At 64.4% G+C, this 14549-nt stretch carries 14 protein-coding genes; 9 read left to right on the forward strand and 5 right to left on the reverse strand.

The features are described 5' to 3' along the window. Positions 1-18 precede the first annotated feature (18 nt). Together lldD and ACYJSS_RS26410 are read right to left on the reverse strand one after the other, a co-directional pair. A complete protein-coding gene (lldD, locus tag ACYJSS_RS26405; RefSeq protein ID WP_111260186.1) occupies positions 19-1164 on the reverse strand; it encodes an FMN-dependent L-lactate dehydrogenase LldD in 1146 nt (381 codons plus the stop codon). 153 nt (positions 1165-1317) lie between these two features. Continuing rightward, complete coding sequence (locus ACYJSS_RS26410) at positions 1318-3003, reverse strand: lactate permease LctP family transporter (RefSeq protein ID WP_111260185.1); 1686 nt, start codon at positions 3001-3003, stop codon at positions 1318-1320. 295 nt (positions 3004-3298) lie between these two features. On the opposite strand from ACYJSS_RS26410, the gene ACYJSS_RS26415 reads away from it, so the two are divergent. After that, positions 3299-4066 carry an FCD domain-containing protein gene (locus tag ACYJSS_RS26415; RefSeq protein WP_111260184.1) on the forward strand — a complete coding sequence of 256 codons (768 nt, stop codon included), beginning with the start codon at positions 3299-3301 and terminating at the stop codon, positions 4064-4066. A 49-nt stretch (positions 4067-4115) separates the two neighbouring features. Here ACYJSS_RS26415 and smpB read toward each other — a convergent pair whose 3' ends face one another. After that, the gene (gene smpB / locus ACYJSS_RS26420; RefSeq protein ID WP_111260183.1) at positions 4116-4598 is read right to left on the reverse strand and encodes an SsrA-binding protein SmpB; all 483 of its coding nucleotides are present in this window, start codon (positions 4596-4598) and stop codon (positions 4116-4118) included. 151 nt (positions 4599-4749) lie between these two features. Here smpB and ACYJSS_RS26425 point away from each other — a divergent pair, with 151 nt between their 5' ends. Together ACYJSS_RS26425 and ACYJSS_RS26430 are read left to right on the forward strand one after the other, a co-directional pair. Next, positions 4750-5184 carry a type II toxin-antitoxin system RatA family toxin gene (locus ACYJSS_RS26425; protein WP_111260182.1) on the forward strand — a complete coding sequence of 145 codons (435 nt, stop codon included), beginning with the start codon at positions 4750-4752 and terminating at the stop codon, positions 5182-5184. Further along, entirely contained in the window at positions 5177-5488 is a 312-nt protein-coding gene (locus ACYJSS_RS26430) for an RnfH family protein (RefSeq protein WP_111260181.1), read from the forward strand. Before ACYJSS_RS26425 ends, ACYJSS_RS26430 begins: the two co-directional genes overlap by 8 nt. 69 nt (positions 5489-5557) lie before the next feature. Here the strand turns inward: ACYJSS_RS26430 and ACYJSS_RS26435 are convergent, their stop codons facing one another. Further along, positions 5558-6079, reverse strand: a complete 522-nt coding sequence (locus ACYJSS_RS26435; protein WP_111260180.1) for an outer membrane protein assembly factor BamE — start codon at positions 6077-6079, stop codon at positions 5558-5560. A 96-nt stretch (positions 6080-6175) separates the two neighbouring features. Here ACYJSS_RS26435 and fur point away from each other — a divergent pair, with 96 nt between their 5' ends. Further along, complete coding sequence (gene fur, locus ACYJSS_RS26440; RefSeq protein WP_021222333.1) at positions 6176-6580, forward strand: ferric iron uptake transcriptional regulator; 405 nt, start codon at positions 6176-6178, stop codon at positions 6578-6580. A 72-nt stretch (positions 6581-6652) separates the two neighbouring features. Here fur and recN read toward each other — a convergent pair whose 3' ends face one another. After that, entirely contained in the window at positions 6653-8326 is a 1674-nt protein-coding gene (gene recN / locus ACYJSS_RS26445; RefSeq protein WP_111260179.1) for a DNA repair protein RecN, read from the reverse strand. 152 nt (positions 8327-8478) lie between these two features. On the opposite strand from recN, the gene grpE reads away from it, so the two are divergent. The 5 genes from grpE to carA all read left to right on the forward strand — a co-directional run bounded on the left by grpE (position 8479) and on the right by carA (position 14515). Next, positions 8479-9048: a nucleotide exchange factor GrpE gene (gene grpE / locus ACYJSS_RS26450; protein ID WP_111260178.1), complete on the forward strand. Its 570-nt coding sequence runs from the start codon at positions 8479-8481 to the stop codon at positions 9046-9048. Between the two features lie 100 nt (positions 9049-9148). Then, complete coding sequence (gene dnaK, locus ACYJSS_RS26455; protein WP_111260177.1) at positions 9149-11059, forward strand: molecular chaperone DnaK; 1911 nt, start codon at positions 9149-9151, stop codon at positions 11057-11059. 123 nt (positions 11060-11182) lie between these two features. Then, positions 11183-12310, forward strand: a complete 1128-nt coding sequence (gene dnaJ, locus ACYJSS_RS26460) for a molecular chaperone DnaJ (RefSeq protein WP_021222329.1) — start codon at positions 11183-11185, stop codon at positions 12308-12310. Positions 12311-12387: 77 nt separating this feature from the next. Next, entirely contained in the window at positions 12388-13194 is an 807-nt protein-coding gene (gene dapB / locus ACYJSS_RS26465) for a 4-hydroxy-tetrahydrodipicolinate reductase (protein WP_111260176.1), read from the forward strand. 184 nt (positions 13195-13378) lie between these two features. Further along, on the forward strand, positions 13379-14515 hold the full coding sequence (carA, locus tag ACYJSS_RS26470; RefSeq protein ID WP_111260175.1) for a glutamine-hydrolyzing carbamoyl-phosphate synthase small subunit: 1137 nt from the start codon (positions 13379-13381) through the stop codon (positions 14513-14515). The last annotated feature ends 34 nt before the right edge of the window (positions 14516-14549 follow it).

Consider the following 14549-nt stretch of genomic DNA (forward strand, 5'->3'; position numbering starts at 1 on the left):
TCTATCAGGTGCAGCGGGTCAGCGACCGAGCTCGCGTACCAGCGAGTCTGCGCTGATTTCGGCGATGCTCTTGGCGCCGGTGAGCACCATGGCCACGCGCATTTCCTTGTCGATCAACTCCAGCAGGTTGCTGACGCCAGCGCCACCGGCGGCGGCCAGGGCGTAGACGAAGGCGCGGCCGAGCATGACGGTGTCGGCGCCGAGGGCGAGCATGCGCACCACGTCGAGGCCGGTGCGGATGCCGGAGTCGGCGAGGATCTTCAGCTCGCCCTTCACCGCGTCGGCGATGGCGGGCAGGGCGCGGGCGCTGGAGAGCACGCCGTCGAGCTGGCGACCGCCATGGTTGGAGACGACGATGCCGTCGGCACCGAAGGTGACCGCGTCGCGGGCGTCCTCGGGGTCGAGGATGCCCTTGATGACCATGGGGCCGTCCCAGAATTCGCGGATCCACTCCAGGTCCTTCCAGGAAATGGACGGGTCGAAGTTGGCGCCGAGCCAGCCGATGTAGTCGGCCAGGCCGGTGGGGTCGCCACGGTAGGCGGAGATGTTGCCGAGGTCGTGGGGCTTGCCCAGCAGGCCGACGTCCCAGGCCCAGGCGGGGTGGGTCATGGCTTGCAGCACGCGGCGCATGGCAGCGTTGGGGCCGCTCATGCCGGAGTGGGCGTCGCGGTAGCGGGCGCCGGGCACGGGCATGTCGACGGTGAACACCAGGGTGGTGACACCGGCGGCCTTGGCGCGCTCCAGGGCGTTCTTCATGAAGCCGCGATCCTTGAGCACGTAGAGCTGGAACCACATGGGGCGCTGGATGGCCGGGGCGACTTCTTCGATCGGGCACACCGAGACGGTGGAGAGGGTGAAGGGGATGCCCTTGTCCGCCGCCGCCTTGGCCGCCTGCACTTCGCCGCGACGTGCGTACATGCCGGTCAGGCCCACCGGGGCCAGGGCCACGGGCATGGTGAGGGTTTCGCCGAACAGCTGGGTTTCGAGGCTCAGCTCGGACATGTTCTTCAGCACGCGCTGGCGCAGGGCGATGCCGGAGAGGTCCTCGACGTTGCGCCGCATCGTGTACTCGGCGTAGGCGCCGCCGTCGATGTAGTGGAACAGGAAGGGCGGCAGCTTGCGCTGGGCGGCGGCGCGGTAGTCGGTGGAGGCGGAGATGATCATGGGCTCTTCCGTTTGCGAGAAAAGTTTGGATCGAGCGAGCTAGAGCGAGACAAGGCGGAAATGGCCGAGGGAGCGGAGCCTACGACTGTAGGTGAGCATCTCCGAGGCCATTTCCAACGCCGTATCGCCGACGCGCAGCCGATCAGGGCTCGGTCAGTGAACCAGCATGCCGGTGAAGACATAGGCCTGCGCCAGGGTGATCAGGCCGACCAGGGCGGCGAAGATCAGGCTGTGCTTCAGGGTGAAGCGGAACAGGTCCGACTCCTTGCCGACCATGCCGGTGGCGGCGCAGGCCACGGCGATGGATTGCGGCGAGATCATCTTGCCGGTCACGCCGCCGCTGGTGTTGGCGGCCACCAGCAAGGTGTCGTTGACGCCGATCTGGTGCGCGGTGGTGGCCTGTAGGGAGCTGAACAGGGCGTTGGACGAGGTGTCCGAGCCGGTCAGGAAGACCCCCAGCCAGCCGAGGAAGGGCGAGAAGAACGGGAAGGCTGCGCCGGTGCCGGCGAGGACCAGTGCCAGGGTGGTGGACATGCCCGAGTAGTTGGTGACGAAGGCGAAGGCCAGCACCATGCCGATGGACAGGATCGGCCATTTCAGTTCGACCAGGGTTTCGCCAAAAGTGGTAAGACCATTTTTAACGTTGACCTTGAGCACCAGCATCGACAGCACGGCGGAGAAGAAGATCGCGGTGCCGGTTGCGGAGATCGGGTCGAGCTTGAACACCGCCGGCATGGCCGTGGTGGTGGCCACGATGGGCGCGCCTTTCAGGACAAGCTGGTCCAGGTGCGGGATGGCGAACATGAAGACGAACTGCTCCAGTGCGCCGCCCGGGGCGAACATCGCCTTGAAGGGCTTGAGGGTCCAGATGGTCACCAGCACGGTGAGGATCAGGAAGGGCGACCAGGCCTTGAGGATCTCGCCGAAGCTGTAGGGCGAGGGCGTGGTGCTGCGCGGGCCGCCGAAGCCACCGACGACCGCTGCGCCGCCGGAGACGCCGACCACTTCCGCGCTCTGCGCGCGGGCCGGTTGCCAGACCTTGAGGAACAGGGTGAGGGAAATCAGGCTGACCAGGGCGGAGGTGATGTCCGGCAGCTCCGGGCCGATGAAGTTGGAGGTGAAGTACTGGGTGATGGCGAAGCTGCCGCCGGCCACCAGGGCGGCGGGCCAGGTTTCCTTGACACCGCGCCAGCCATCCATCATCGCGACCAGCCAGAAGGGCACGAGGATCGACAGGAAAGGCAGTTGGCGGCCGGTCATGGCGCCGATCTTGAAGGCATCGATGCCGGTGACCTGGCCGGCGACGATGATCGGGATGCCCAGGGCGCCGAAGGCCACCGGGGCGGTGTTGGCGATCAGGCACAGGCCGGCGGCGTAGAGCGGGTTGAAGCCCAGGCCCACCAGCAGCGCGGCGGTGATGGCCACCGGGGCGCCGAAGCCGGCGGCCCCTTCGAGGAAGGCACCGAAGGAGAAGCCGATCAGCAGCACCTGCAGGCGCTGGTCATCGGTGATCGACAGCACCGAGCTGCGGATCACTTCGAACTGGCCGCTCTTGACCGTGAGTTTGTAGAGGAACACCGCCGCGACGATGATCCAGGCGATCGGCCAGAGGCCATAGGCGAAGCCGTAGCCGGCCGCGGCGAAGGCCATGTCGGCGGGCATGTTGAAGGCGAAGATGGCGACGGCAAGTGCCAGCGCCAGGGTAATGGTGCCGGCGATGTGGCCCTTGAGGCGGAACACGGCGAGGGCGAGGAAGAAGAACACGATCGGGATCACGGCGACGGCAGCGGACAGGCCGAGGCTGCCGAGAGGGGTGTAGATCTGTTGCCATGCTTGCATGGTGGTTGGCTCCGTAATTGTTTTTGGAGTGCCTGTGGGCCGTCCGGGTAGGCGCGACGCTTTTGGCGTTGCAGCAGGCATTGGCCGGATCTGGCGTACTTCGTCGAAATTGGTAATACCAATTTACAAAATCGACGGCTCAGGGTAAAAGTCTTACCGTGCGCATGTCAATTTCCTGTCCTACAACTTTGGTCGAGAGGGTTGTGATCGGGCTTTTCTTGTGTGTCGCGCGTGGGCTGGTTAGGCTGCCGCGCCAGGCTGCCCGGATGGGCTGCGGAACTGAGTCGGGAGGGGTATGGGATTTGGTCAGGTGCGTCAGCGCCGTCTGTCGGATGACATCGTCAGCCACCTGGAGTCGATGATCCTCGAGGGCACCCTGAAGGCCGGCGAGCGGCTGCCTGCGGAACGGCTGTTGGCGGAGCAGTTCGGGGTGTCCCGGCCGTCGCTGCGCGAGGCCATCCAGAAGCTGGTGGCCAAGGGTTTGCTGGTCAGTCGCCAGGGTGGCGGCAACTACGTTTCCGCCGAGCTCGGCTCCACCTTCAGCGACCCTTTGCTGTCGCTGCTGGAGGGCAATCCGGATGCCCAGCGCGATTTGCTGGAGTTCCGCCACACGCTGGAGGGCTCATGCGCCTTCTATGCGGCGCAACGCGCGACCTCGGTCGACCATGAGCGCCTGCGTGAGGCCTTCGAGACCTTGCAGGCCTGCTACATGCCCGGGAGCAAGGCGAGCCGCGAGGACGAGGGGGCGGCGGATGCGCGCTTCCACCTGGCGATCGCCGAGGCCAGCCACAACGCCGTGCTGCTGCACACCATTCGCGGCCTGTTCGAACTGCTCAAGCACAACGTGGTCACCAATATCGGAGGCATGTACCTGCAGCGCGACGAGACCCGCGACATGCTGATGAAGCAGCACCGGGCGCTGTTCGAGGCGATCATCGAGCGGCGTGCCGAGGAGGCGAGGGAGATTTCGCACCAGCACATCGATTACGTGCAGGAGGTGCTGGCGGAAGGGCAGCTGGAAGCGCGCCGCATGGAGCGTGCGCAGCGCAGGCAGGGGATCTGAGGTCGCTGGCCTGAAGGTGCGGGGCGGGTGACTGGCGCCGGGGCGGCGCTCAGTCTTCCTTGCCCTTGGTGCGCATGACGCGAGCGATCTCGCGATCGGAGTCGCGCTCCTTCTCGGTGGCGCGCTTGTCGAATTCCTTCTTGCCCTTTACCAGTGCGATCTCGCACTTGATCAGGTGGGCTTTCCAGTACAGCGACAGCGCCACGCAGGCGTAGCCCTTCTGCTGGACGGCGCCGATCAGCTTGCTCAGTTCGCGCTTGTGCAGGAGCAGCTTGCGGGTGCGGACGGGGTCGGCGATCACGTGGGTGCTGGCGGTTTTCAGGGGCGTGAAGTGGCTGCCGAGCAACCAGGCTTCGCCGTCCTTGAGCAACACGTAGCTGTCCACCAGTTGGGCCTTGCCGGCACGCAGACTCTTGACTTCCCAGCCGGCGAGGGCGAGGCCCGCCTCGAACCGCTGTTCGACGAAGTAGTCATGCAGAGCCTTCTTGTTCTGCGCGATGGAGCCTTGGGGATGTTTCTTTTGCTTAGCCATAGGCGCGGCATTATAGGGAGTCCCAGGCGTGGCCGCTACGGCGGCGTAGGCTTGAGCGCGAGGGGTGAATCCCTGACAATGCGCGCTCTTTTTTTGACCAGCCGTGTTGCTCGCTCCGGCGCAGCCGACTGACCGACGATCAGAGGCCCAGATGACCACCCATATCCAGCGCTCCGCTCTGCTGCCGTACCCTGCGCAGGCGCTTTACGATCTGGTCAACGACGTGGCGAGGTACCCCGAGTTCCTGCCCTGGTGCTCCACCAGTGAAGTGCTGCAGGCCAGCGAGACCGAGATGGTCGCCAGCCTCGGCGTGGCCAAGGGTGGGATCAGCCAGCGCTTCGTCACCCGCAATCGGCTGGTGCCGGGGCAGGTGATCGAGATGAACCTGGAGGAGGGGCCATTCACCGAGTTGCACGGCGTGTGGAATTTCAAGGCGCTGGGCGAGAAGGCCTGCAAGATCAGCCTGGATCTGTCCTTCGACTACGCCGGCCCCATCGTCAAGGCGACACTCGGGCCGCTCTTCAATCAGGCCGCCAACACCCTGGTCGACGCCTTCTGTCAGCGGGCCAAACAGCTTCATGGCTGATTCGATCCGAGTCGAGGTCGTCTGCGCGCTGGCCGAGCGTCAGCGCCTGCTTGGCCTGGATGTGGCTTCTGGCACCACGGCGCGCGCGGCCGTGGTGGCGTCAGGACTGGCTGCGGAGTTCCCCGAGCTGGACCTGGCAAGCTGCCCGCTGGGCATCTTCGGCAAGGCGCTGGCCAACCCCGAGGAGCGGGTGCTGGAGGAGGGGGATCGCGTCGAGGTCTATCGCCCGCTGCTGGCCGATCCGAAGGAGGTGCGCAAGGCGCGCGCCGCCCGTGCGGCCCAGGCGAGGGCGGCGGAGCAATAGCTGCCTGTTGGCCTGACAGGTGCCCAAGAAAAAGCCCGGAACCAGTCCGGGCTTTTTTCTGCGCAGCGTTTACTGCGGCGAGGTTTCCAGCGGCTCGGGCGTGGGCACCGGCACGGTTTCCACCTTGTCCACTTCCTGCTGGATCTGCTCGAGCAGCGAGCCGGGTTTCGGCTTTTCTTCCTGCTGTTGCTGGGCAGGCTTCTCGCTTTTCACTTCGGTGTTGCCGTCGCTGCCGAGGATGGCTTCGTCACGGCTCACGCCCGGCATGAAGTCACCCGCCAGGCCGATCAGTTGATCGCTTCCGTCGAACACCAGGCTGACGCGTTCCTGCTGGCGTTCGCCACCACCCGGCTGGATGCTGTAGAGATAGTCCCAGCGGTTGGCGTGGAAGGTGTCGGTGATCAGCGGGTTGCCCATGATAAACCTCACTTGCCGCCGGGTCATTCCGGGCTTCAACTGGTCTATCATGTCCTGCGTCACGACATTGCCCTGCTGGATGTCGATTTTGTAAACCCCGGGGAATGAACAGCCGGCGAGTGCGACCAGGCCTGCAAATGTGAGGCTGGTCAGCAAGAGCTTGGTGTTTTGCATCGGTGGGTGACTTCCACTATCTTGGCTGGGCAACGAAAATCCGATCATACCCGCATTAAGGGAAGCTGCGAAGCAGCGTCCACGAGAAAGCTGACCATGGTTGAAAATAACGAACTTCGCAAAGCTGGCCTGAAGGTGACCCTGCCCCGGGTCAAGATCCTGCAGATGCTTGACTCCACCGAACAGCGCCACATGAGTGCCGAAGATGTCTACAAGGCCCTGATGGAAGCGGGTGAAGATGTGGGGCTGGCAACCGTTTACCGCGTGCTGACCCAATTCGAGGCAGCCGGCCTCGTGGTACGCCACAATTTCGATGGTGGCCATGCCGTATTCGAGCTTGCCGACGGTGGCCACCACGACCACATGGTCTGCGTCGACAGCGGTGAGGTGATCGAGTTCTTCGACACCGAAATCGAAAAACGCCAGAAAGAGATCGTCAAGGAGCACGGCTTCGAGCTGGTCGATCACAATCTGGTGCTGTACGTGCGCAAGAAGAAATAAGCGCACTGCACCAGTAAATGGAAGAAGGCGACCTGCGGGTCGCCTTCTTTATTTATGGGGATGTGGGAGGTGTCAGCCCTGTGCGCTGGTGACCATCTTCCTGGCGTGGGCGATGGACTCTTCGGTGAGGTCCAGGCCGCCGAGCATGCGGGCGATTTCTTCGATGCGCGCCGCCTCGCTGAGGTTGGCCACGGCGGTGCGGGTTTCCTTGCTGCCGCGCACCTTGTGCACGAACAGGTGGTTGTGGCCTTGCGCCGCGACTTGTGGCAGGTGCGTCACGGTGAGTACCTGGCCGCGCTCACCGAGCCGACGCAGCAGCTGGCCGACGACTTCTGCGGTGGGGCCGCCGATGCCCACGTCCACTTCGTCGAACACCAGGGTGGGGACGCGGGATGTCTGCGCGGTGATGACCTGGATCGCCAGGCTGATGCGCGACAGCTCGCCACCCGAGGCGACCTTGGCCAGGGCCTTGAGAGGTTGGCCGGGGTTGGCGCTGACCAGGAATTCGACCTGCTCCAGGCCATTGGCCTGCGGGTCCTGGCTCTGGATCGGGTGCAGTTCGATGGTGAAGCGTCCGCCGGGCATGCCCAGGCGCTGCATCTCGGCTTCCACGGCCTTGGCCAGCTTGCCGGCGGATTTGCCACGCAGCTTGCTGAGTTCGCCGGCCCTGGCCTGGTAATGGCGGGTGTAGGACGCGAGCTCTTCGGTCAGGCGCTCGACTGCTTCGTCATCCGCATTCAGCGCCTCGATCTCCTCCAGCAGTGACTGCTGCAGGCTGGCCAGCTCGCTCGGATGCACGCGGTGTTTGCGCGCGAGCGTGTAGATGGTGTCGAGGCGCTCCTCCAGTTGCTGCTGGCGTTGCGGGTCGGCGTCGAAATGATCGATGAAGCGATTGATCTCGCCGACCGCTTCCTCCACCTGGATCTGCGCGCTGGCCAGCAGGTTGACGGCTTCGGCGATGGCGCCTTGCTGGGTGTTGAAGGCGGTCAGGCGGTTGAGGCTGGAGGTGAGGGCGCTGAGCACGTTGCCTGCGTCACTCTCGCTGCACATGTCCAGCACCTGGCGGCAGCCTGCGAGCAGGCTTTCGGCGTTGGAGAGGTTCTTGTGCTCCTGCTCCAGCTGGTCGAGCTCGCAGTCGCCGAGGGCAAGGTTCTCCAGCTCTTCCAGTTGGTAGCTGAGCAGCTGGTGGCGGGCGCGTTGTTCTTCGCCGCTGCGGGAGAGGCGTTCCAGTTCCTGGCGGGTCTGCTTCCAGCGTTGCGCGGCGAGTTGCACCTGGCGGGCCAGCTCGCTGGCCCCGGCGAACTCGTCCAGCAGGCGACGGTGGGTGTCGAGCTTGAGCAACGACTGGTGTTCGTGCTGGCTGTGGATGTCGATCAGCAGCTCGCCCAGGCTCTTGAGGTCGCCCTGTGGGCAGGGGGTGCCATTTATATAGGCGCGCGAGCGGCCTTCGGCGGTGATGACCCGGCGCAGGATGCAGGGGCCGTCGTTATCCAGGTCGCGTTCGGCGAGCCAGGTGCGGGCTTCGGGAATGTCGTGCAGATCGAAGCTGGCGAGGATGTCCGCCTTGTCCGCTCCCGGCCTTACCACGCCGCTGTCGGCGCGATCGCCCAGGGTCAGGCCCAGGGCGTCGAGCATGATCGACTTGCCCGCGCCGGTCTCGCCGGTGATCACCGACATGCCGCCGGCGAGTTCGAGATCGAGGTGTTCGACGATGGCGTAGTTGTGGACGGAAAGGTGGACCAGCATGGCGGCACTCCCAGGGCGATGGCTGGGTATTTATACAGTGTTTGTTTTCCGCCTGACAATCACCCCGCCCCCTTGAACCGACAAATTGCGACCCCATATAGGCGGACAGATCGCCGGGTTATTGCCCGGCCCGTTTTTGAAAGGAGGAACGCATGGCTGACGAACAGACCCTGGACAACCAGAACCCTGAGGCGAACACCGCTACCGAGGCCGCCGGCGGCGAAGACCTCGTGACCCGTGTGCAGACGCTGGAAGAGCAGTTGGCCGCGGCCCAGGATCAGTCCCTGCGCGTTGCCGCCGAGTTGCAGAACATCCGCCGGCGCGCCGAGCAGGATGTGGAGAAGGCGCACAAATTCGCGCTGGAGAAATTCGCCAATGACCTGTTGCCGGTGGTGGACAGCCTCGAGCGCGGCCTGGAGCTGAGCAGCGCCGAGGACGAGGCCATCAAGCCGGTGCGCGAGGGCATGGAACTGACCCTCAAGCTGTTCCACGACACCCTCAAGCGCTACCAGTTGGAGGCGGTCGATCCCCATGGCGCGCCGTTCAATCCGGAACACCATCAGGCGATGGCGATGCAGGAAAGCACCCATGTGGAGCCGGGCACCGTGCTCAAGGTGTTCCAGAAGGGCTACCTGCTCAACGGCCGCCTGCTGCGCCCCGCCATGGTGGTGGTCAGCAAGGCACCGGCCGAAGTGCCGCCGTCCATCGACGAGCAGGCTTGAAATCCGGGCTGCGGCCCCCATCTGTTTAACCAAGCGTATTCATGCTGCCGCGACCAGTGAAACGGGGTCTCGGCAAATCCAAAGTTTCGGGAGAGAGAACATGGGCAAAATCATCGGTATCGACCTGGGGACCACCAACTCCTGCGTCGCCATCCTGGAGAACGGCAACGTCAAGGTGATCGAGAACGCCGAGGGCACTCGCACCACGCCGTCGATCATCGCGTACACCAACGATGGCGAGATCCTTGTCGGCCAGTCCGCCAAGCGCCAGGCGGTCACCAACCCGCACAACACCCTGTACGCCGTGAAGCGCCTGATCGGTCGTCGCTTCGAAGAAGAAGTCGTGCAGAAAGACATCAAGATGGTCCCCTACAAGATCGCCAAGGCCGACAACGGTGACGCCTGGGTCGAGGTGAAGGGCCAGAAGATGGCGCCGCCGCAGATTTCCGCGGAGGTGCTGAAGAAGATGAAGAAGACCGCCGAAGACTACCTCGGCGAGACCGTGACCGAAGCGGTGATCACCGTTCCGGCCTACTTCAACGACAGCCAGCGCCAGGCTACCAAGGATGCCGGCCGCATCGCCGGTCTCGACGTCAAGCGCATCATCAACGAGCCGACCGCGGCTGCGCTGGCCTATGGCATGGACAAGGCCAAGGGCGACCACACCGTGATCGTCTATGACCTGGGTGGCGGTACCTTCGACGTGTCGGTGATCGAGATCGCCGAAGTCGACGGCGAGCACCAGTTCGAGGTCCTGGCCACCAACGGCGACACCTTCCTCGGTGGCGAAGACTTCGACATCCGCCTGATCGACTACCTCGTCGACGAGTTCAAGAAAGAATCCGGCATGGACCTCAAGGGTGACCCCCTGGCCATGCAGCGCCTGAAGGAAGCCGCCGAGAAGGCCAAGATCGAGCTGTCCTCCAGCCAGCAGACCGACGTCAACCTGCCGTACATCACCGCAGACCAGACCGGTCCGAAGCACCTCAACGTGAAGATTTCCCGCGCCAAGCTGGAAGCCCTGGTCGAGGACCTGGTCGCTCGCACCATCGAGCCGTGCCGCATTGCCCTGAAGGACGCCGGCCTGGACGTGGGCGACATCCACGAGGTGATCCTCGTGGGTGGCCAGACCCGCATGCCGCTGGTGCAGAAGCAGGTCGCCGATTTCTTCGGCAAGGAAGCGCGCAAGGACGTCAACCCGGACGAGGCCGTGGCCATCGGTGCCGCCATCCAGGGCGCCGTACTGTCCGGTGACGTGAAGGACGTGCTGCTGCTCGACGTATCCCCGCTGACCCTGGGTATCGAAACCCTGGGTGGCGTGATGACTGCGCTGATCGAGAAGAACACCACCATCCCGACCAAGAAGTCGCAGGTGTTCTCCACTGCCGACGACAACCAGTCCGCCGTGACCATCCATGTGCTGCAGGGCGAGCGCAAGCAGGCCACCCAGAACAAGTCCCTGGGCAAGTTCGACCTGGCCGAGATCCCGCCGGCTCCGCGTGGCGTGCCGCAGATCGAGGTGACCTTCGACATCGACGCCAACGGCATCCTGCACGTGTCCGCCAAGGACAAGGCCACCGGCAAGCAGCAGTCCATCGTGATCAAGGCCAACTCCGGCCTGTCCGAGGACGAAATCCAGCAGATGGTGCGTGACGCCGAGGCCAATGCCGAGGAGGATCGCAAGTTCGAAGAGCTGGCCGCCGCCCGCAACCAGGGTGACGCGCTGGTCCATGCGACCCGCAAGATGCTCACCGAGGCCGGCGACAAGGCCACTGCCGAAGAGAAGGCGGCCATCGAGAAGGCGCTGGGTGAGCTGGAAGTTGCCGTGAAGGGCGACGACAAGGCCGAGATCGAAGCCAAGATGAACGCGCTGTCCCAGGCTTCCACTCCGCTGGCGCAGAAGATGTATGCCGAACAGCCCCAGGCGGGTGAAGGTGCTCCGGCCGGCGAAGACAAGGCATCCGATGATGCCGTCGACGCCGAGTTCGAAGAGGTCAAGGACAACAAGTAAGCATCAGGCTTGCTTGCTCTCCTGCCTGCGGGGCCCAGCCCCGCAGGTTGATGCACCGCGCGGGAGCTTGCTCCCGCGTCGGCGTGTCTGGAGGGCGCGAAATTTGAAGAGTGCAGAGAACCAATGGCTAAACGTGACTTTTACGAAATCCTCGGTGTCGAGCGGGGCGCCAGCGAGGCTGAGCTGAAGAAGGCTTATCGTCGTCTGGCCATGAAGTACCACCCGGACCGCAATCCGGACGACAAGGCTGCTGAAGAGAAATTCAAGGAGGCCAACGAGGCCTACGAAGTGCTCTCCGATGCCAGCAAGCGCGCGGCGTACGACCAGTACGGCCACGCCGGTGTCGATCCGCAGATGGGCGCGGGCGGTGGTGCGGGCTTCGGCGGCGCCAGCTTCTCCGACATCTTCGGCGACGTCTTCAGCGACTTCTTCGGTGGCCAGCGCGGCGGCCAGCGCGGTGGCGCCCAGCGTGGCAGCGACCTGCGCTACACCCTGGAGCTGGACCTGGAAGAAGCGGTGCGCGGTACCACTGTCACCATCCGCGTGCCGACCCTGGTCAACTGCAAGACCTGCGAAGGCTCCGGCGCCAAGAAGGGCACCAGCCCCGTCACCTGCACCACCTGCGGCGGCATCGGCCAGGTGCGCATGCAGCAGGGCTTCTTCTCGGTCCAGCAGACCTGCCCGCGCTGCCATGGCACCGGCAAGATGATTTCCGATCCCTGTGGCAGCTGCCACGGCCAGGGGCGCGTCGAGGAGCACAAGACCCTGTCGGTGAAAGTGCCGGCTGGCGTGGACACCGGCGATCGCATCCGCCTGTCCGGCGAGGGCGAGGCCGGCGCCATGGGTGGGCCGGCGGGCGACCTGTACGTCGTGGTCAACGTGCGTGAGCACCCGATCTTCCAGCGTGACGGCAAGCACCTGTACTGCGAAGTGCCGATCAGCTTCGCCGATGCCGCCCTGGGCGGCGAACTGGAAGTGCCGACCCTCGATGGCCGGGTCAAGCTGAAGATCCCGGAAGCGACCCAGACCGGCAAGCTGTTCCGTCTGCGCGGCAAGGGCGTGGCCCCGGTGCGTGGTGGGGGTGCGGGCGACCTGATGTGTCGCGTCGTGGTCGAGACCCCGGTCAACCTCGACAAGCGCCAGCGCGAGCTGCTCGAGGAGTTCCGCAAGTCCCTGCAGAACGACGGCTCCCATTCGCCCAAGGCCAGCAGCTGGTTCGAAGGCATGAAGCGCTTCTTCGGCGATCTTTGACATCCCGGCCCAGGCTGCAGGCGCAGGCTCGACGAGCGGCGCCTGCGGCGTGAGGCTTGCAGCTTGGAGCTTTGTGTATGCGACGTATTGCAGTGATGGGCGCCGCCGGGCGCATGGGCAAGATTCTGATCGAGGCGGTCCAGCAGACCGGCGGTAGCGCGGGTCTGACCGCCGCGATCGATCGCCCGGACAGCACCCTGGTGGGGGCCGATGCCGGTGAACTGGCGGGTCTCGGCCGTATCGGCGTACCGCTGTCGGGTGATCTGGGTAAGGTGGTCGATGAGTTCGACGTGCTGATCGACTTCACCCACCCGACCGTGACCCTCAAGAACCTGGAGATCTGCCGCAAGGCAGGCAAGGCCATGGTGATCGGCACCACCGGTTTCTCCCAGCAGGAGAAAGAATGGCTGAGCGCGGCGGCCAAGGAGATCCCGATCGTCTTCGCCGCCAACTACAGCGTCGGTGTGAACCTCTGCCTGAAGCTGCTCGATACGGCTGCCCGTGTGCTGGGTGATGACGTGGATATCGAGATCATCGAGGCCCATCACCGCCACAAGGTCGACGCACCGTCCGGCACCGCCCTGCGCATGGGCGAGGTCGTTGCCAGTGCGCTCGGGCGTGATCTGGAGAAGGTGGCAGTGTATGGGCGTGAAGGCCAGACCGGTGCCCGTCCGCGCGAGACCATCGGTTTCGCCACTGTTCGGGCTGGCGATGTGGTCGGTGATCACACCGTTCTCTTCGCGGCGGATGGTGAGCGCGTTGAGATCACCCACAAGGCATCCAGCCGCATGACCTTCGCCCGCGGCGCAGTTCGCGCGGCGCTTTGGCTGGAAGGTCGGGAAGCGAGCCTTTATGACATGCAGGATGTGCTCGGCTTGCGCTGAAACCGCCAAAAGGTCCTACTCCACGGTGGACCGAAAAAGGCTTCTCCTGTAAGCTGCAGCTTTAGTGTGTCCACTAAAAGTTACGCAGAATGGCTCAGATAAAAAAGCGGGGTGACGGTTCAAAACGTCATCCCGCTTTTTTACAACCTGCGTTTGCTTCAGCCTTGATCTACGGGAGGTCTTCTTGACTAAGCCAGCCATACTCGCGCTTGCCGACGGCAGCATTTTCCTCGGTGAATCCATCGGGGCCGACGGCCAGACCATCGGAGAGGTGGTGTTCAACACTGCCATGACCGGCTATCAGGAAATCCTCACCGATCCTTCCTATGCCCAGCAAATCGTCACCCTGACCTACCCCCACATCGGCAACACCGGCACCACGCCGGAAGATGCCGAGTCCGATCGCGTATGGGCCGCCGGCCTGATCATTCGTGACCTCCCGCTGCTGGCCAGCAACTGGCGCAACAAGCAGTCGCTGCCCGAGTACCTGGAGGCCAACGGCACCGTCGCCATCGCTGGCATCGATACCCGTCGCCTGACCCGCATCCTGCGCGAGAAGGGGTCGCAGAACGGCTGCATCCTCACCGGTGAAGGTGCTACTGCAGAAAAAGCCCTGGAGTTGGCGCGCAGCTTCCCCGGTCTCAAGGGCATGGACCTGGCCAAGGTGGTCAGCTGCACCGAGCGTTACGAGTGGCGCTCCAGCATCTGGAACCTGAAGACCGACAGCCACCCGGAAATCCCGGCCAGCGAGCTGCCCTACCACGTGGTGGCGTTCGACTACGGCGTCAAGCTGAACATCCTGCGCATGCTGGTTGCCCGCGGCTGCCGCCTGACCGTGGTGCCGGCACAGACCCCGGCCAGTGAAGTGCTGGCGCTCAATCCGGATGGCGTGTTCCTTTCCAACGGCCCTGGCGACCCTGAGCCCTGCGACTACGCCATCGCCGCGATCAGGGAAATCCTCGAGACCGAGATCCCCGTCTTCGGTATCTGCCTCGGTCACCAGTTGCTGGCCCTGGCTTCTGGTGCCAAGACCCTGAAAATGGGCCATGGCCACCATGGCGCCAACCACCCCGTCCAGGACCTGGACAGCGGCGTGGTCATGATCACCAGCCAGAACCACGGTTTCGCCGTCGACGAGACCAGCCTGCCGGCCAATGTCCGCCCCATCCACAAGTCGCTGTTCGATGGCACCCTGCAGGGTATCGAGCGTACCGACAAGGAGGCCTTCAGCTTCCAGGGGCACCCGGAGGCGAGCCCTGGCCCGCACGATGTGGCCCCGCTGTTCGACCGCTTCATCGAAGCCATGGCCAAGCGCCGCTGAGCCTGTCGACTGACCCAAGGATTCGAGTGAGTAA

The organism is Pseudomonas sp. No.21 (assembly GCF_054558415.1).